This window comes from Candidatus Methylomirabilota bacterium (assembly GCA_035315345.1).
GTDB lineage: Bacteria > Methylomirabilota > Methylomirabilia > Rokubacteriales > CSP1-6 > CAMLFJ01.
The window spans coordinates 53,273-71,406 of the sequence record DATFYA010000091.1; the positions used below are offsets into that span (position 1 = coordinate 53,273).

At 70.5% G+C, this 18,134-nt stretch carries 16 protein-coding genes; 7 read left to right on the forward strand and 9 right to left on the reverse strand.

The genetic code is table 11. The annotated features are described in order from the left end of the window. Positions 1 to 354: 354 nt before the first annotated feature. Together VKN16_12215 and VKN16_12220 are read left to right on the forward strand one after the other, a co-directional pair. Positions 355 to 600 (forward strand): hypothetical protein, encoded by a 246-nt coding sequence (locus VKN16_12215; protein ID HME94972.1) that lies wholly within the window; start codon positions 355 to 357, stop codon positions 598 to 600. A 151-nt stretch (positions 601 to 751) separates the two neighbouring features. Next, positions 752 to 1,129 (forward strand): hypothetical protein, encoded by a 378-nt coding sequence (locus VKN16_12220; GenBank protein HME94973.1) that lies wholly within the window; start codon positions 752 to 754, stop codon positions 1,127 to 1,129. Positions 1,130 to 1,136: 7 nt separating this feature from the next. Here the strand turns inward: VKN16_12220 and VKN16_12225 are convergent, their stop codons facing one another. Genes VKN16_12225 through VKN16_12235 form a run of 3 tightly spaced genes read right to left on the reverse strand, consistent with a single transcriptional unit; the run spans position 1,137 to position 3,463 of the window. Further along, the gene (locus VKN16_12225; protein ID HME94974.1) at positions 1,137 to 1,559 is read right to left on the reverse strand and encodes a hypothetical protein; all 423 of its coding nucleotides are present in this window, start codon (positions 1,557 to 1,559) and stop codon (positions 1,137 to 1,139) included. Positions 1,560 to 1,592: 33 nt separating this feature from the next. Then, positions 1,593 to 2,255 carry a DedA family protein gene (locus VKN16_12230; GenBank protein ID HME94975.1) on the reverse strand — a complete coding sequence of 221 codons (663 nt, stop codon included), beginning with the start codon at positions 2,253 to 2,255 and terminating at the stop codon, positions 1,593 to 1,595. After that, positions 2,255 to 3,463 (reverse strand): MFS transporter, encoded by a 1,209-nt coding sequence (locus VKN16_12235; protein HME94976.1) that lies wholly within the window; start codon positions 3,461 to 3,463, stop codon positions 2,255 to 2,257. Before VKN16_12235 ends, VKN16_12230 begins: the two co-directional genes overlap by 1 nt. A 194-nt stretch (positions 3,464 to 3,657) precedes the next feature. Here VKN16_12235 and treS point away from each other — a divergent pair, with 194 nt between their 5' ends. Both treS and VKN16_12245 read left to right on the forward strand, forming a co-directional pair. Then, positions 3,658 to 5,889 carry a maltose alpha-D-glucosyltransferase gene (treS, locus tag VKN16_12240; protein ID HME94977.1) on the forward strand — a complete coding sequence of 744 codons (2,232 nt, stop codon included), beginning with the start codon at positions 3,658 to 3,660 and terminating at the stop codon, positions 5,887 to 5,889. Next, the gene (locus tag VKN16_12245) at positions 5,886 to 7,304 is read left to right on the forward strand and encodes an MFS transporter (protein ID HME94978.1); all 1,419 of its coding nucleotides are present in this window, start codon (positions 5,886 to 5,888) and stop codon (positions 7,302 to 7,304) included. The genes treS and VKN16_12245 overlap by 4 nt, the downstream gene beginning before the upstream one ends. Positions 7,305 to 7,313: 9 nt before the next feature. Here the strand turns inward: VKN16_12245 and VKN16_12250 are convergent, their stop codons facing one another. The 5 genes from VKN16_12250 to VKN16_12270 form a co-directional block, all read right to left on the reverse strand. Continuing rightward, positions 7,314 to 10,310 (reverse strand): GAF domain-containing protein, encoded by a 2,997-nt coding sequence (locus VKN16_12250; GenBank protein HME94979.1) that lies wholly within the window; start codon positions 10,308 to 10,310, stop codon positions 7,314 to 7,316. A 17-nt stretch (positions 10,311 to 10,327) separates the two neighbouring features. Continuing rightward, positions 10,328 to 10,720, reverse strand: coding sequence for an ACT domain-containing protein (locus VKN16_12255; protein ID HME94980.1), 393 nt, complete (start codon positions 10,718 to 10,720; stop codon positions 10,328 to 10,330). A gap of 5 nt (positions 10,721 to 10,725) precedes the next feature. Then, entirely contained in the window at positions 10,726 to 13,107 is a 2,382-nt protein-coding gene (locus tag VKN16_12260; protein ID HME94981.1) for a CoA transferase, read from the reverse strand. Positions 13,108 to 13,114: 7 nt separating this feature from the next. Continuing rightward, on the reverse strand, positions 13,115 to 13,996 hold the full coding sequence (locus VKN16_12265) for an amidohydrolase family protein (GenBank protein ID HME94982.1): 882 nt from the start codon (positions 13,994 to 13,996) through the stop codon (positions 13,115 to 13,117). 111 nt (positions 13,997 to 14,107) lie between these two features. After that, positions 14,108 to 14,629, reverse strand: a complete 522-nt coding sequence (locus VKN16_12270) for a VOC family protein (GenBank protein HME94983.1) — start codon at positions 14,627 to 14,629, stop codon at positions 14,108 to 14,110. A 148-nt stretch (positions 14,630 to 14,777) separates the two neighbouring features. Between VKN16_12270 and VKN16_12275 the strand changes: the two genes are divergently transcribed. Then, a complete protein-coding gene (locus VKN16_12275; GenBank protein HME94984.1) occupies positions 14,778 to 15,356 on the forward strand; it encodes a Uma2 family endonuclease in 579 nt (192 codons plus the stop codon). A gap of 51 nt (positions 15,357 to 15,407) precedes the next feature. Here VKN16_12275 and VKN16_12280 read toward each other — a convergent pair whose 3' ends face one another. After that, positions 15,408 to 15,629 (reverse strand): CDGSH iron-sulfur domain-containing protein, encoded by a 222-nt coding sequence (locus VKN16_12280; protein HME94985.1) that lies wholly within the window; start codon positions 15,627 to 15,629, stop codon positions 15,408 to 15,410. A 139-nt stretch (positions 15,630 to 15,768) separates the two neighbouring features. Here VKN16_12280 and VKN16_12285 point away from each other — a divergent pair, with 139 nt between their 5' ends. After that, positions 15,769 to 17,271, forward strand: a complete 1,503-nt coding sequence (locus VKN16_12285) for an ABC transporter substrate-binding protein (GenBank protein HME94986.1) — start codon at positions 15,769 to 15,771, stop codon at positions 17,269 to 17,271. Between the two features lie 2 nt (positions 17,272 to 17,273). Continuing rightward, positions 17,274 to 18,134 (forward strand): ABC transporter permease (locus VKN16_12290; GenBank protein HME94987.1); only part of this gene is annotated, 861 nt, incomplete at its 3' end.

The following is an 18,134-nucleotide window of genomic DNA, read 5'->3' on the forward strand; positions in this document are numbered from 1 at the left end:
CGTCGTGGAGCCGGGGCGCTTCCGCTCTCCCCGGTTCGGCACGGGTTTGCCGCCCCGTGGCCTCTCGCCTTCCCGTGGCGGCAGCTCGGTCTTGCACCTCGGGCATTTCATAACGGCCTCGAGTAGCAAGCCAAATGCCGTCGCCGATAGGTGTCGCGCACACCCTCCAAGTTGCCGATTCCGCGAAGGTCGACACGCGAGCCCGGCCGCCGATGGACTCGAGCCACGTAAGAGACGACGGGTCGTCCTTACCTGCACGACGGCCGCCCGGAGCGGCGCACTCTTCCCATCTTGACTCATCGCGAAGCCGGTGGTCCTCTGGACAGCACCATCCGTCTTCCGAGGAGGTCACTCATGATCCAGCGAAAGACGATTCCGGCCCAGGGTGATTACAGCATTGCCGTCGCCAGCGAGCAGATGCGCGACGGCCGGTGGTCGGCGGTGGCGACACTCCAGCAGCCCACCCCGACCGGTCTGCGCAATATCGACCTACCGGTGTCTGATCAGCGCTTCGACACCGAGGCCGAGGCCGAGCGCTTCGTCGTCGAGCTCGCCAGGGCGTGGATCGATCGGAACGAGCCGTCCGAGCCGCAGCCGTAGGCGCTGCCCGGCAACCCTTACACGGTCGCGGCGCCCGACGGGTCGCATCGAACAGCACGATCCGTCGGTCGCCGCGGCCGTGGCGGTCAATTTCGCGACTTCTTCCGGTGGCACGCGGTTTGCCCCTATCCCGCCAGAGGAGGGCGAGCCCATGTCAGCCGTGTACACGCTCGAGCAGATCCTGAATCGCCTCGACGAGCTATCCCTCGACGGTCGGGCCTTCTGTCGTTCCCTGCTGAGCCACGGGGAAGTGCTCGCCGTGCAGCTCAGCTACTTGCCGGAAGCGCTGCTCTGGCTGGTCACCTCGCCGACTCAGACGCGGATCATGCGCGCGCACCAGCCCGAGTGCATGATCCTGACGCTCGCGGAGGCATGCGACCTGTTCACTGCGCTCGGCGATCCGTGCCCCGCCTCGCTGATGGAAGTGGCCGGGCGCTTCGCCACCGCCGCGCCAGGAACGCCCGAGTGGAAGGACGACGACGTGGAGCCGTACGAAGGCCGCGACGAGGACGAGAGCGACTACGTGTGAGGACGGATCAGGGCGAGGGGACGGGCGAGGCCGGAGTGGCGGAGACCCAGACCCATTGCCAGGGCTGGCTCACGCCGTCACCGTACAGCACGTACTTGCCGTGCGGATACACGACCTCGCGCTGGACCGCGGGCGGAGCCGGCGGCGCGGTGGTGTAGGACTGCGCCGGCGCGTAGATGACCGAGGGCGCCGAATAGTACGCGGGCGGCGGATAGGCGTAGTACGGCGGATACGTCGCAGCGACCGCGGCGCCCAGCGCCAGGCCACCGACGAACGCGCCCGGCCACCACCAGCCGCCCCAGCAGCAACCCCGGCCGCCGTGCCAGCCGTGACCGCCATGCCAGCCTCCCCGGCCGCCGGCCTCGCTGGGCACGGCGCAGAGCGTGGCGATCATCACGAGGACGAGGGCGGCAGCCGCCAGGCGCTTCATGTCCGGGATGGTACCCCGAGCGCCCGGGGTTGGCTAGTCACGGCGTGTCGAGTGCTCCAGGGGCTCCGGCTCGACGTCGATCTTCTCCTCGGCGCACCGCGTCCATCGGTGCACCATCACCGCCGCCACCACGATGCCGAGCACGAGCGCGCCCAGCATCCCCCATCGCTCCACCCGGTGGACGTCGGTCAGGATGGCCTCGATCTGGTCGGTGAAGAAGTAGGCCAGACCGAACGACAGCGGCACGCCCGCGAGTGCCGCGGCGGCATCGGTGGCCAGGAACTTCCAGAACGGCACATGCGCGATGCCCGCGGTGAGGAAGGCGGCCGCCCGGAGCCCGATGACGTGCCGCGCGATGACGATGGTCTTCACCGCATGGCGACGGTACGCCCCCTTGAGCCGGCGCTCGCGCGCAGGCGAGAGCACCCAGCGCACCGGGCGCCAGGACAGCACGCGCTCGCCCCAGTGGCGCCCGGCCCAGTAGAGGATCACGTCGCCCGACAGCACGCCCAGGATGCACACCGGCAGCGCCAGCCACCACTGGGCCAGGCCCTCGCGGCTCAGCACCCCGGCGGCCACCACCGGCAGCTCTTCGGGGATGGGCACGCCGAGGCCGCCGGCCAGGAGCAGCGCGAAGACGCCGAGATACGCGTTGTGCCCGGCCAGCTGATCGACGATCCCGTCGAGCGTGAGCATCAGGCCGCTCTGGTCTCCGGCATCAATCCCACCACGACCAGCAAGCCGGAGGCCGCCACCGCCGCGAGCAGCGCGAAGACCATCCCGCTGCCCGCCACGTCCGCCACGTACCCCGCCCCCGCGGTGCTGAGCGACGCGCCGAGGCCGACCGCGGCGCCTACCGCGCCCTGGGCCAGGTTGAAGTGCCCGGTCCCGCGCGTCGTGTCCGCGATGACCAGCGGCACCAGCACGCCCAGTGTCGCCGCCGACACGCCGTCGAGCACCTGGGCGGCCAGGACCACGCCCGGCGCGGTGGACCACGCGAAGATCGCGGCCCGGATCGCGAGCGCGACGAAGCACAGGGCCAGGAGCGGGCGACGCCCGCGCGCCTGGGCCTGACGTCCCACCCAGGGCGCGATGGCCGCCACCACGAGCTGGGGGGTGAGGATGCCGACGGCCAGGATCACGGTGGCGCGCTCCGCCTGCAGCGCGGTCAGCGCGCCCGCGATGATCGGCAGCAGCGCCGCGTTGGCCAGCTGGAACAGCAGCACCGCGGCGGCGAAGACCACCAGGGCGCGGCTGCGCAGCACCGTGGCGGACGCGTGCCGCCAGCGCTCGATTCTCCGGTCACCGGCGCGCGCGGGAGCGATCCCGCCACGCGCCAGCGCCGGGTCGATCTCGCTCGCCCGGATCTGCGTCAGCGCGAGCAGGGTCGGCACGCCGAGGGCCGCGGTCAGCACGAAGATCGCCCGGTTCGTGTAGAGGTAGCCGGCCACGCCCATCGCCGCCGCCGCGATCGCGTTGCCGAGGGAGAGATAGCGCGCGTTACGCCCCAGGCGCACGCTCAGCCGCGCGTGCCCGACGAGGCCCAGGCTGATCGCGGCCAGGACGGGCCCGACCAGACAGCTGCCGATCGCGTGCAGCACCTTGGCGACCACCACCGCCCGGAACACCGGCCACCGCGTCAGCACCAGCGCGCTGCCGCTCACCGCGACCACCGCCACCGCGGCGAGCAGCCGCTTCGCGGGCACGCGATCCACCAGCGCGCCGGCCGGCACCTGCAGCGCCAGGCCGGTCAGCGTGCCGATGGTGAGCACGCGGCCGATGTCGAACTGCGTCCACGCCATGGAGGTCAGGTACGCGGCGACGAACGGGCCCCAGCCGGTCTGCACGTCGGCGAGGAAGAACGCGAACCAGTCGAGGCCGCGCTCGCTACGCCGCGAGGTCATTCACGCCGCGCGTCGCCCCGGCCCGCGGCCTTCTCGAACGGCGGCAGCGTCGGCTCGGGGTCCTTGCCCTCCCGCGCTCCGGCCACGGTCTGCATGCGGGTCCTCGCTGGCCATGGTCCTGCTCACAGCGTACAGCCCCTGGCAAAGGGCCGGCGCGAGACCTGCCCTTGACCGCTCGCGCCGCTTCTGGTCTCGTGCTCGATGTGAGACCGATCCGTCCGCGCGCCTGGCTGCTCGTGCTGGCGATGCTCGTGGGCGCGGGGGCGCCCGCCTGCCAGCCGGCGACCTCGCTGCGCCCCGAGTCGCCGTCCGGCGCCGCATCGACCGGCGCGCCCCCGGCGCCGGCCGCGCGCCCGGCGCCGCCGGCGAGCGCGCAAGACCAGGCTTCCGACCCGGACATCCAGTGGCTCGTCGAGCATTCGATGCTCCACCAGGGCGACCTGGCCGCGCGCCGCGTCTCGGGCACCGGCGCGCAGTGGCAGCACCCCTACGCGCTGCCGGAGCCGCGCGCCGCGTCGGCGCTGGCCTCGGTCTGGTTCACCGCGTATCCGCCGTCGCAGATCACGGGGCCGGGCGAGTCGGTGCTGGAGAGCCTGGGCGACGCCGATCTCTGGCGCATCTTCCGCGACATCGGCATCGGCGGCATGCACACCGGCCCGATGAAGCGCGCGGGCGGCCTGCGCGGCCGCGAGTACACCCCGACCGTCGACGGCAACTTCGACCGCATCAGCAGCGAGATCGACCCGGCCTTCGGCACCCAGGCGCAGTTCACGGCGATGGTGCGGCGCGCCGCCGACAACCACGCGGTCGTCATCGGCGACATCATTCCCGGCCACAGCGGCAAGGGGGCCGACTTCCGCCTGGCCGAGCGCCGCTACGGCGACTATCCCGGCCTCTACCACATGGTGGAGATCGGCCCCGAGGACTGGGGCCTGCTGCCCGCGGTGCCGGCCGGCCGCGACTCGGTGAACCTGAAGCCGGCGACGGTGGACGCGCTCAGGGCGCGCGGCTACATCGTCGGGCAATTGCCGCGCACCATCTTCTACGAGCCGGGCGTCAAGGAGACCGACTGGTCGGCCACCGATGCGGTCGTCGGCGCCGACGGACAGCGCCGCCGCTGGGTCTATCTGCACTACTTCAAGGAGGGCCAGCCCACGTTCAACTGGCTCGACCCCACCTTCGCGGCGCCGCGGCTGGTGGCGGGCGACGCCATCAACGCGCTGGCCATCCTGGGTGAGCGGATGCTGCGTCTCGACGCCAACGGCTTCCTCGGCATCGAGGCCGGCCCGGACAACGGGCGCGCCTGGTCCGAGGGCCACCCGCTCTCCGTGACCGCGAATCAGCTCATCGCGGGCCTCGTGCGCAAGCTCGGCGGCTTCACCTTCCAGGAGCTGAACCTCACGCTCGAGGACGTCAAGGCGATGTCCGAGGGCGGGGCCGATCTCTCCTACGACTTCATCAGCCGCCCGGCCTACCAGCACGCGCTCGTCACCGGCGACGCCTCGTTCCTGCGCCTGATGCTGGGCCTGCAGCGCACCTACCAGATCGATCCCGCCTCGCTGATCCACGCGCTGCAGAACCACGACGAGCTGACGCTGGAGCTGGTGCACTTCTGGACGAAGCACAAGGACACCACGTTCACGTTCCGCGGCAAGGCCGTGAAGGGCAGCGCGCTGCGCGACACCATCCGCGCCGAGATGCACGGCCGCCTCATGGGCGCCGCGGCCCCGTACAACCTGAAGGCGGCCAACGGCATCTCGTGCACGAGCGTCACGGTGGCCGCCGCCGCGCTCGGCATCCGCGACCTCGGCCAGCTGACCGAGGCCCAGCGCCACGACATCCGGCGCGCGCACCTGCTGCTGGCCCTGTTCAACGCGATGCAGCCGGGCGTCTTCGCGCTCTCCGGCTGGGACCTGGTCGGCGCGCTGACCCTGCCGGACGACGCGGTCGGCTCGCTGATCGCCGAGGGCGACACGCGCTGGATCAATCGGGGCGCGTACGACCTGCTGGGCAAGCACCCGAGCGTGACGACCTCCGGCAGCGGGCTGCCGCGCGCCCGGGCCCTCTACGGCCCGCTGCCCGAGCAGCTGCAGCACGGGGACTCGTTCGCGTCGCAGCTTCGAGCGATGCTGCGCGTGCGCGCGCAGTACCGCATCAACGAGAGCGAGCAGGTGGCGGTCCCGGCGGTGCGGGCGCCGGGCCTGGTCGTCATGGTCCACCGCCTGCCGCGGGGCGCGGGCATCCAGGTCACCGCGGTGAATTTCGCCCGCGCGCCGGTGCGCGAGGCGGTGGCCATCGAGCCCGCGCCCGCGGGCGGAGCGGTCACCGACCTGCTGGCGTCCAGGGTCCACGGCAAGCTCGGCGCGGGAAAACGGCTGCCGATCGCGCTGGGCCCGCACGAGGGCCAGGTGCTGCTGATCAAATGAGCGCGCGACCGCCTCTGAGCTTCTGGCAGATCTGGAACATGGCCTTCGGGTTCCTGGGCATCCAGTTCGGCTGGGCGCTCCAGATGGCCAACATGAGCGCGATCTACGAGTACCTCGGGGCCGACGCCCACCAGATTCCCATGCTGTGGCTGGCCGCGCCGCTCACCGGCCTGCTCGTGCAGCCGATCATCGGGCACCTGAGCGATCGCACCTGGAACCGCCTCGGCCGCCGGCGGCCCTATTTCCTCGCCGGCGCGCTGCTCGCCTCGTTCGCGCTGATCGCCATGCCGCATTCCAGCACGCTCTGGATGGCCGCCGGCCTGCTCTGGATCATGGACGCGTCGATCAACATCAGCATGGAGCCCTTCCGCGCCTTCGTCGCGGACCTGCTGCCGCCCGAGCAGCGCACGCGCGGCTACGCCATGCAGGCGCTCTTCATCGGGCTGGGCGCGGTGATCGCCTCGATGCTGCCGTGGCTGCTGTACGGCGTCTTCCCACCGGGCGACGGCGCGGCCGGCCGGCCCATCCCGCTCGCGGTGCGGCTGGCCTTCTACATCGGCGCGGTGGCCTTCCTGGCCGCGGTGCTGTGGACCATCTTCACCACGCGCGAGCACCCGCCCGAGGACATGGACGCCTTCCGCCGCATGAAGGCCGAGAAGACCGGCGTCCGCGCCGCCGCCGGCGAGATCTTCCACGACTTCCTGGCCATGCCCCTGACCATGCGCCGCCTCGCCTGGGTGCAGATCTTCACCTGGCTCGGCTTCTTCTGCATGTGGCTCTACTTCGGCGTCGCGGTCGCGCGCAACATCTTCGGCGGCACGCCGGGCACGCCCGAGTACGACCAGGGCATCGCGTGGGCGGGCAACTGCTTCGCGATGTACTCCGCCGTCTGCTTCGCCTTCTCGTTCGGGCTGCCGCCGCTGGCCCGCCACCTCGGCCGCCGGCTCACCCACGCCCTCTGCCTGCTCGCGGGCGCCGCCGGCCTCGTCTCGGTCGCCGCCATCGACGACAAGTACCTGCTGCTCGTGCCGATGCTCGGCGTCGGCATCGCGTGGGCCAGCACGCTCGCCATGCCCTACGCGATCCTGGCCGGCGCGCTCCCCGCCGGCAAGACCGGCATCTACATGGGCATCTTCAACTTCTTCATCGTCATCCCCGAGATCCTCGCCGCCCTCGGCTTCGGCACGCTGCTCGAGCGCCTGCTCACCGACGAGAGCACGCTGGTCATGCACCTGGGCGGAGATAACCGCCTGGCCGTCGTGGTGATCGGCGGCCTGTCGCTGGCGGTGGCGGCCGCGCTCTGCTCCATCGTCGTCGAACCCGAAGGCTACCCGATGCGCCCGACCGACCAGCCCGTCCACGCGGAGGATCCAGGCACCCTCTCCCCCCAGGGGAGAGGGCAGGGTGAGGGGTAGGCGGTCCGCTCAGGTCCGGCCAGCCACTCCCTCAAGCCGCACGGGCAGAGTAAAGGTGAACGTCGCTCCCTGGCCCACCTGGCTCTCGACCCAGATTCGCCCGCCATGGAGCTCGACGAACTTCTTGGCCAGGGTCAGGCCGAGCCCGGTACCTTCCTGCTTGCGCCTCTCGTCGCTCCCCACCTGCCGGAACTCCTCGAAGATCGCCGCCTGATCCTCGGCGGCGATCCCGATCCCGGTGTCGGTGACGGCGATCTCGACCATTCCGTCTCGCCGACCGGCCTTCAGGCCGATGCGGCCGCCCTCGTGCGTGAACTTGACCGCATTGGAGAGCAGGTTCAGCAGCACCTGCTTGACCTTGCGCTCGTCCGCCACCACCTCGCCCAGCCGTGGGTCGACGTCGACGTGGAGGGCGATCGCGTGGCGGGCCGCCCGTTCCTTGACCAGGGTCACGGCGTTCTCCAAAGCGGTCGGTAGGTGGAACGGAGCCGGAGCCAGCTCCATCCGGCCGGCCTCGATCTTGGAGAGGTCCAGGATGTCGTTGATGAGGGAGAGGAGGTGCTGGCCGGAGGCGTAGATGTCCTTGAGATATTCGTCCTGCTTGACGTTCAGGTCGCCGAACATGCGCTGGAGGAGCACCTCCGAGAACCCGATGACCGCGTTGAGCGGGGTCCGCAGCTCGTGGGACATGTTGGCGAGGAACTCGGACTTGTGGCGGCTGGCCGCCTCCAGCTGCCGACTCTTGCTGGCGATCTCCTCGAAGAGCCGAGCGTTCTGGATCGCCAGGGCCGACTGCGTGGCAAAGGTGCGGAGCAGGTCGATCGTCTCGACCGGAAACTCCCCGGGCTCGTTCCGCGAGACGACCAGGCAGCCGACGAGCCGGCCCTCGCTGAGCATCGGCACGGCCAGGATCGCGCGGATGCCCGAGGCGATCAGGTTCTCCCGGAGGCGGCTCTCGTATGCCCCGCGCACCGTGATGTCGGGCAGCTGAGCCGGTTCCAACGTAGTGGCGGTCTGGCCCACCACCCCTTCACCCTTGCGAACGCGGGTGGCCCGACGGGCTGCTGCCAAAGTGCCGCCGGTCTCGGTGGCGGCCCGATGAACAAACTCCTCGGCGGCCGGGTCGTACTCGAACACCACCCCGCCGTCCAGCTCCGCGAGCTGCACGGCGTGCGAGACGATGGTGGTCAGCACGGTCTCCAGATCCAGCGTCGAGCTGACGGCGCGCCCGACCTCGCCGAGGGCCTTGAGCTGATCGACCGACCGGGTCAGCTCCTGCGTCCGTGCCTTAAGCTCATTGAACAGCCGCGCATTTTCGATCGCGATCACGGCTTGATCTGCGAAGGTCTGAAGCAGCGCGATCTCTTGATCCCGGAACGGTCCGATCTGGGCCCTGGCCACGCCGACCGTCCCCAGGACCTCGCCTCCCCGCAGCATTGGAACCACAAGCAGGCTGCGCCAGCCAGCCGTCGCAGCCAGCGCCCCGTAGCCAAACTCGGGATCTGCCGCGACATCCGGAACGTGCACCATGGCACGCGAAAGCACCGCGCGCGCGGCGATCATTCGGCGCTCCGGGCGCGTGGGAAAGGTCCGTCTGGTGGCCTCCTCCCCATCGGCCGAGAAACCGTGAAGCGCCCCGATGTGCATCAACTCGCCGTCGAACTGGAACACGGCGGCCATCAGTCCGCCGCATAGCCGTAGGGAGTTGCAGGCTATCGCCTCGAAGATCGGTTGCACGTCGACCGGAGAAGTCGAAATCACGCGGAGGATGTCGCCGGTCGCTGTCTGCTGGTCCAGCGCTTGCGTCAAGTCGCGATTGCGCGTCTCCAGCTCCGTGAACAACCGCACATTCTCGATCGCGATGACCGCCTGGTCGGCGAAGGTTCGGAGCAGCGCAATCTGCTGTTCGCTGAACGGTTGGACCTGGAACCGCCGGATGAGAATGACACCAACAGCCTCGCGTTCTCGGAGCAGTGGCACCGCAAGCTGGGTGCGAATCCCCCGAGCCCGCGAAGCATTGGCATCCGGAAACTCCGCAATGGAGGCCGGTGAGGCGATGTCCTCGACGTGAACCGGCTGGCGGTCGACGATCGCGCGGCCCGACGCCGTCCCGCGTGTCCGTGGCACTGAAGAGAACCCCGGGACTCCGCAGGTGGCGACCGGCGTCAGGGTGTCACCATCGGCTCGGAAGATCACCCCGTCGTTGGCTGCACAGAGCCGCGCGGCCCGCTCGACCACCGCGTCTAGCACCGGTCGGAGATCCGTGGGTGAGGTGCTGATGATCTGAAGAATCTCCGCGGTGGCCCTCTGCCGGTCGAGCGCCTCGGTAAGCGAACGATTGTTCTCCTGCAGCTCCGTGAACAAGCGTACGTTCTCGATTGCGATGACCGCCTGGTCGGCGAAGGTTCGGAGCAGCGCGATCTCGCCGCCCGAGAACGGCCCGGGGTCCCGCCGCGTGATCGAGATCAATCCGAGGGCGACGTCCCCGCGGATCATCGGAATGAACAAGTTGCTGTGCCATCCGCGTGCGCGGCCGGTCTCGCGCATGACCGGTGTGACGTCCGGGTCGCTCTCGACGTCTTCGACCGCGTGGGGGCGCCGATCATGCACGGCTCGTTCGCCCGGCGGGAGGCTACGAAGCGGCAACGGAAACACATCGACGAGCGACGCGTCGGCTTCGGCACTGGTTGAGGTGTAGGCCACGAGATCCAGCCAATCGCCGTCGCGCAACAGCATCATCGAGGCCGAGTAACCCCGGAGAAGCCGCAAGCCGCTCCGCACGATCGTGTCGAAGACCGGCTGCACATCCGTGGGCGAGCTGCTGATGACGCGCAGGATCTCGGCCGTCGCGGCCTGCTGCTCCAGCGCCTCGGTCAGCGCGTGCCGAAGGTCCTCTCGTGATGGCGCTCGGGGGTCGGTCTCCCGGACAGGCGCGAACGGCGTACCGCATTCCAGACAGAATTTGGCGTGCGAAGGATTGTCCTCATGGCACCGAACACACTTCATGCCGCGGCCTCCAGCCGCTAGCGCAGCGCCTTCTCGGCCTTGTCCGCGTTGGCCACCGCCACCACCACGTGGCAGGGACCGCCGCCGGGGATCACGGTCGTCGCGTACGCGCACTTGATGTTGATCCTGGCCGCCGCCAGCTTGCCGGCGAGGGCGGCCAGGGTGCCCGGCCGATCCTCGACGGAGAGCAGCAGCGCCGGCTCTTCCCCGCACCGGATCTTGGCGTCGGTCAGCGCCTGCCTGGCCCGCGCGGGGTCGCTGACGACCATCCGCAGCTTGCCGCGCCCCGCGGACTCCGCGGCGCAGATCGCGGTGATGTTCACGCCGGCGTCGGCAAGGGTCCGCGCGATCCTGGCCAGCGTGCCGGGCTTGGACTGGGCGGTGACGGTGATCTGGGTGATCTTCGTCATGGGCCTTACCTCCTCAGCGCTTGCGTCCGCGCTCCGAGCACCGCCTCGTTGTCGGATCCGGGCTGACGGGACCAGCCGGCCACGCGACCCGGGGTGCGCGAGAGCGACGGCACGATGCCCTGCGTGACGATCTCGCCCAGGTCCGGATGCGCGAGGCGCACCAGGTCGCCGCGGCTCCAGCAATGCGGCTCGCGGATCAGGTCGGCGACCGAGTTGACGGGGCTCGCGGCGAGACCGGCCGCGCGGAAGAGTGACACCGCCTCGTCGGCCGGCAACGCGACCGCCAGATCGATCAGGTCTTCGCGGATCGCGTCGGACTTGCGGAGGCCGTCGGTCTCTCGAACCGCCTCGTTGGCCTGCGCCGAGCGCCGACGCCTCCGCGCGAGCGCGCCCGCGATCGCGGACCACGACGGCGCCGACACCGTCATGAAACGCCCGTCGCCGGCCTCCACGGTCACCGTGACCGGGTAGAGGTGCGAGTCGCCGCCGGCGCGCTCGCGGCGGATACCGAGCGCGCCGCGCACCGCGAGCAGGTCCCCGGTCAGGCGCAGCGCGGCCTCGAACATGGCGGTGTCGACCACCTGCCCCTGGCCGTCGACGTCGCGGCGGAGCAGGGCCGCCATCACGCCGAGGACGTTGAAGAGCGCGGTGGAGTAGTCGCCGGACATGACGCCGTCGCGGAGCGGCGGGCGGTCCGGCCAGCCGTTGAGATACGTCAGCCCGCCGAAGGCCAGGCCCACCGGGTTGAAGGCGGCGCGCTGCGTGTACGGCCCGCTCTGCCCGAAGCCGGACGAGCGCAGCAGCACCAGGCGCGGGTTGGCGGCCAGCAGCGTGGCCGGCGCCAGGTCCCAGCGCTCGAGGGTGCCCGGACGGAAGTTCTCCACGATGACGTCGCTCGCCGCGACGAGGCCGAGGAACGTCTCCCGGCCGGCCGGCGAGCGCACGTCGAGCGTGATGCTGCGCTTGTTGCGGTTGGTGACCACGAAGCCGGGGCTCTTGCGGCCCTGGGCGTCGGCGGCCACGCTCGGCAGCTCGACCATGATGACGTCGGCGCCGAAGTCCCCGAGCAAGGCGGCCGCGGCCGGGCCGGCGAGCCACTGCGAGAGATCGAGCACGCGAATGCCGTGCAGCGGGCCCCACGCCTCGACGGGCGCGTCCGCCGGCGGCCGATCCGTCGCATCGACGCGCGAGCGTGTCGCCATCCGCTCGATGGCGGACCGCACCGCGTCGGTGTGCTCGCCGAGCTTCGGCGCGCGCCGCGCCGGCGCCGCCGGCGTGCGGGTGAGCCTCGGCACCGCGGCGGGGGCGAGCAGCTCCTGGCCGCTCGTGGACGTCAGCGCGACGACCGACTCGCGCGCCTTCACGTGCGCGTCGGCCAGGATGTCGTCGGCGGAGCGCACCGCGGTGCCGGCCACCCCGAAGTCGGCGAAGCGCGCCTCGACGTCGGCCTGGTCGTGCTTGGCGATCCAGTCGCCGACCAGCGCGTCCGAGGCCGCGCGGTTCTGCAGCCTCGCCGCGGGCGTGGCGAAGCGCCAGTCCTTCGGCGCGTCGGGAGCCTCGATGGCCTCGCAGAGGCGGGCGAACGGCTGGTCGCCCGCGCCGGAGACCGCGATCCACCCGCCGTCGCGCGTGGGATAGACGTTGGCGGGCACCACGATGGGCGATTCGGTGCCGAGGCGCGCGGCCACCGTCCCGGTGCGGTCGTAGCGCACCACCACCTCCTCCTGCATGCGCAGCGCGGCCTGGTACAGGCCGATGTCGACGACCTGCCCGCGCCCGCTGCGCCGCGCGTGGAAGAGCGCCATCAGCAGCCCGCTGCCGCCGAGGATGGCGGTCCAGCTCTCGGCCAGCGGCACCGTCACGGGTAGCGGCGGCCGATCCGGGAAGCCGGTGACGAACTGCACGCCCGCGAAGGCCTGCGCGATGCGGTCGTCGCCGGGCTCGCCCGCCAGTGGCCCGGTCTGGCCGAACGGTGAGATGCGCAGGGTGACCAGCCGCGGGTTGCGCTGCTCCAGCGTCTCGGGCGCGAGGCCCGCCGCCTCGAGCCGTCGCGGGCCCAGGTCCTCGATCAGCGCGTCGGCGGTGCCGAGCAGGCGCGCCAGCCACGGCTCGGTCGCGAGTGCGCCGAGGTCGGCCCGCACCGAGTACTTGCCGCGGTTCTCCGACTGGAACGCGAGCGCGTCCTCGCCCGGCAGCGCGGGTCCGCGCCGGCGCAGCGGCGAGCCCTCGGGCGGCTCGAGCTTGATCACGGTGGCGCCGAGGTCGGCGAGCAGCCCGCCGGCCAGCTCGCCGGCCGGCGTCTGCGCGATCTCCAGCACGACGACGCCGGCGAGGGCGCCGCCGCGGCGGTCGTCGGGCAGCGTGAAGGTCTCGGCCGGAGACGTCATCCCCGCCTCACGCGATCCCGAACACGCGGGCCGCGTTGCCGTAGAGCCACTTCTCCTTCACCGTGTCCTTCAACGGCAGCGCGAGATATTCCTGGATCAGCGTCTCGTACGGCTGCCCGACCAGGCCGGCCGAGAGGCCCACCATCACCTTGTCCTGGATCAGCGTGTTGCCGAACTGGATCAGCATCTCCCAGCCCGAGCCGGGCTGGCCGAGGTAGCGCGCGCGGTGCGCGGAGGTGTCCACGTGCAGGTTCGGATGCCGGCGCACCAGGGCGACCATCTCGTTCACCCAGGGCCAGCCGCCGAGCCCGCCGATGATCCGCAGCTCCGGGAAGTCCATCGCGACCTGGTCGAGGTGACGCGGGTGGCCCAGGTCGTAGGGCCGGTCGTTGGCGTAGTTCATCGACGAGTAGATGCGCACCGGGATGCCGAGCTCCGCCGCCTTGGTGTAGAGCGGATAGTAGCGGCGATCGCTCGCGGGGAGGCAGTCGACGAGCGCGGAGACGCCGAGCGCGCCGAAGCCCTCCTCGCGCACCAGCCGCTCCAGCTCGCGCACGCCCGCCATGCCGTGGTGCTCGTTGATGCTGATGCGGGCCAGCCCGATGAAGCGGCCGGGGAACCGCGTCATCAGCGCCGCCGTCTCCGCGTTGGGCAGGCCGAACGGCACCGAGCGCACGATGCCGACCGTGGCCAGGTGCTTCATGTACGCGTCGAGATCCTCCGCCGGCCGGTGATCGCCGCCCTCGCGGCGCGCGCGGAAGATGCGCCCGTAGTTCGCCATCCCGTACCCGGGCTGCCCTTCGGCCGCTGCCTTCTCCGGCTTCTCGGGCTTGGACTCCGCGTTCACCCCATACGGAACGCTGCACTCCATATCGATGATGCGCACCATCCGATCACTCCTCTAGATCGGGGTCAGGTCTTGCATTACGACATTTTCATCGCACCAGACCACGTCGTCGCGCGCCACGAAAATGTCGTAATGCAAGACCTGACCCCGGCCTCAGCGCGCGCTCAGCGCGGGGGCCTCGAGGCCCAGGCGCTTCACCGAGATCTGGGCGCGGGTCTGCATGCGCGCGTCGTCGTCGTTGAGGTTGCGGGTGAAGTAGCAGAACTCGAGCTGGATCCCGTTCGGGTCCTGGAAGTAGATGGACTTGGCCCAGTCGTGGTCGACCACGTCGGTGACCTCGACGCCCCGGGCCATCAGCTCCTTCCGCTTCTCCACGAGCGCCGGCTCGGAGCCCGCCTCGAACGCGAAGTGGTAGAAGGCGTTCGGCACTCCGAGCCCGCGGTTGATCCCCGCGTCGTAGTCCGCGGACACGCCGGGCACGTCGCGCGCCTCCATGAAGGCGAGCAGCTGGTCGCGCCCGGTGTCGAAGAAGATGTGCCGGATCCGGCCGCCCTCCTTGATCTCGAGCACGTCGCAGCGCACCGCCTGAAAGCCCAGCACGTTCTCGTAGAAGTCGCGCGTCCGGTCCAGGTCTCGCGTGGAGAGCCCGATGTGGGAGAAGCCCTTGAGCGTCATGCCGTCCTCCTGGGCGACCCGATCCGGCGGTCGGTCACTGGGCCGGCGGTCACGCGTCAGATACAGTACCGCGATCGCGCCCCCTCCGGTCGGTGTATCGGCGCCGGCGCGTTGACGCAGCCACGGCCCCGGCGCTAACGTTGACGCCATGTCGGTCTCCTCGCCGCGCGCGAAGCACTGGACCCGGGCCGAATACGAGCGGCTGGTCGACCTCGGCGCCTTCCGCCCTGGCGAGCGCCTGGAGCTGGTCGGCGGCGCCCTGCTGGTTCGCGAGCCTCAGGGCGGTCCGCACGCCACCGCGGTTGGGCTCGTCGAGGACGCGCTTCGTGCGGTCTTCGGTGCCGGGTGGACCGTCCGCGGGCAGTTCCCGATCGCCCTCGACGACGACTCGGAACCGGAGCCCGACGTCGCCGTGGTCCCGGGCAGCCGGCGCGACTACGTCAGCGGCCACCCATCGCGACCGGTCCTCATCGTCGAGGTCGCCGACGCGACCCTCCGGTTCGACCGGAGCGCGAAGGCCAGCCTCTATGCGCGCTCGGGCATCGCTGACTACTGGGTTGTCAACCTCGTGGACCGCGTGCTGGAAGTTCGGCGCGAGCCCGTCGCCGCGCCAAAGGCGCGATACGGTCACCGCTACACCACCACCATCATGCTGCGGGGCGGAGAGCACGTGACCCCTCTCGCCGCCCCGCACGCGACCGTGCCGGTGGCTGATCTGCTGCCCTAGAACCACCCCTCACCTTGCCCTCTCCCCTGAGGGGAGAGGGCTCGAGAGAGGCTACTTCTTTTCCTGGGCGACGGCCGCTTCGGCGGCCTGGAAGCCGATCTTGCTGTGCGTCCCGTCACAGAAGGGCTTGGTCACCGACGCCCCGCAGCGGCACAGCGCGATCCGAGGCCCCCTCGCGGTCGTGTCGACCTTGTTGCCGTTGACGTCGACTACCTCGATGTCGCCCTCCACCAGGTACGGGCCGTTGGGCCGGATGGTCACCTTGACGGGCATCGATGCTCCTCCTGTGATAGGTGGCTAGTTGGAACCGAGCGGCCTCACACGAGCTGCCTCACCCGCCGGATACTACCGCGATCACAGCCGCCTTGACAGCCCTTCGCGCGACCCGCACTATCCCGCGCAGGAGGCCACCGTGCGAACGATCCTGACCGCCCTCACCGCGATCCTGCTGCTCTGCCCCGCCCCCGCAACCGCCCAGAGCGTGCTGCGCATCGGGCTCAACGACGACCCGGACGCGCTGGACCCGACGATCAGCCGCGCCTACACCGGCCGCCTGGTCTTCGCGGCGCTCTGCGACAAGCTATTCGACGTCACGCCGGATCTGAAGATCGTGCCCCAGCTCGCCACCGGCTACGAGTGGGCCGCCGACCGCAAGGCCATCACGCTCAAGCTGCACCCGGGCGTGCGCTTCCAGGACGGCGAGCCGTTCAACGCGGAAGCGGTGAAGTTCAACATCGAGCGACACCAGACCACGCCGGGCTCGTTCCGCAAGTCGGAGATCGCCGAGATCCAGAGCGTGGAGGTGGTCAACGACCTCACGGTGCGCTTCCACCTCTCGCAGCCGCTGGTGCCCTTGCTCGCCGCGCTGACCGACCGCGCGGGCATGATGGTCTCGCCCAAGGCGGCCAAGGCCCTCGGCGACAAGCTCGGCACCCAGCCGGTGTGCGCCGGTCCCTACAAGTTCGTGCAGCGCGTGGCCCAGGGCAAGATCGTGGTCGAGAAGGTGGCCGACTACTGGGACAAGGGCGCGTTTTCCATCGACCGCATCGAGTTCGTGCCCATCACCGACTCCAGCTCGCGCCTGGCCAGCCTGCGCTCGGGCGACCTGCAGATGATCGAGCGCGTGTCGCCGACCGACCTCGCGGAAATCCGTGGGGACAGCAAGTTAAAGGTCACCGGCGTGCCCGAGCTGGGCTACCAGATGATCCCGCTGAACGTCGCGAACGGGCCGAAGAGCAAGACGCTCTCCGACGTGCGCGTGCGCCAGGCCCTGGACCTGGCCATCGACCGCGAGACGCTGGTGAAGACCGTGTTCAACAACGAGTACATCGCGGGCAACCAGTTCGTCAGCCCCGCGAGCCCGTACTACGACAAGAAGGTGCCGGTGGCCAAGCGCGACGTCGCCAAAGCGAAGCAGCTGCTGAAGGACGCGGGCCAGCCCAATCTCAACTTCACGCTGGTGGTGCCGCCGGAGCGCGACCGACAGGAGGCCTCGCTGATCTTGCAGGCCATGTGGTCCGAGGCCGGCATCACCGCCAATCTCCAGACGCAGGAGAACGTGACGATGCTGCAGTCGGGCCGCAAGGGCGATTTCGAGGCCTACTTCACGTTCTGGAGCGGCCGGCCCGACCCCGACGGCAACATCTATTCGTTCATGACCTGCAAGGGCGCCCAGAACGACCAGCACTACTGCAACCAGGACGTCGATGCGCTGCTGACCAAGGCCCGCCAGGTCGCCGACCAGGCCGAGCGCAAGAAGCTCTATGATCAAGCCACCGAGCTGATCAAGAAGGACGTGCCGCGCCTCATCCTGTGGCACCGGCGCGTGTTCACCGGCTTCAGCACGCGCGTGCAGGGCTTCACGCCCTACCCGGACGGGATCATCCGCTTCCGAGGCCTCAAGCTCGCCAACTAGGCATGGCGCTCTGGCTCTACGTGGCGCGCCGGCTGGCGGTGCTGGTGCCCACGCTGTTCTTCGTCTCGGTGCTGATCTTCTCGCTCCAGCAGCTGCTGCCCGGCGACGCGGCGGTGGCGCTGGCCGGCGAGGAGAACGACCCGGAGGCGGTCGCGGCCATCCGCGCGCGCTACCACCTGGACCGGCCGGTGGTCGTGCAGTACGGCATCTGGCTCGGCCGCGTGCTGGTGGGCGACTTCGGCGAGTCGCTGCGCAGCCGCATTCCGGTGCGCGAGCTGCTGGCCTCGAAGCTGCCGGTCACCGTGCAGCTCGCGCTCTGCTCCATGCTGATCGCGCTCTGCATCGGCATTCCCGCCGGCATTCTCTCGGCGACGCGCAAGGGCACGGTGGTGGACGTGGCCGCCAACTTCTTCGCGCTCTCCGGGCTGTCGGTGCCGCACTTCTGGCTGGGCATCATGCTCATCTTGCTATTCGCGGTGCGCCTGGGCTGGCTGCCCGCCTCCGGCTACGTGCCGCCGTGGGAGAACCTGCGTCAGAACCTGACCACGATCCTGCTGCCCTCGTTCGTGCTGGGCACCGGCGTGGCCGGGGTGATCATGCGCCACACCCGGAGCGCGATGCTCCAGACCCTCGGCGCCGACTACGTGCGCACCGCGCGGGCCAAGAGCGTGCCCGAGCGGCTGGTGGTGCTGAAGCACGCGCTCCGCAACGCGCTGATCCCCATCATCACCCTGGGCGCCATCGAGTTCGGGCGGCTGCTCTCGGGCGCGGTGCTCACCGAGCAGGTCTTCGCCATCCCCGGCTTCGGCAAGCTGCTGGTGGACGGCGTGTTCAACCGCGACTACGCGGTCGTGCAGGCCGTC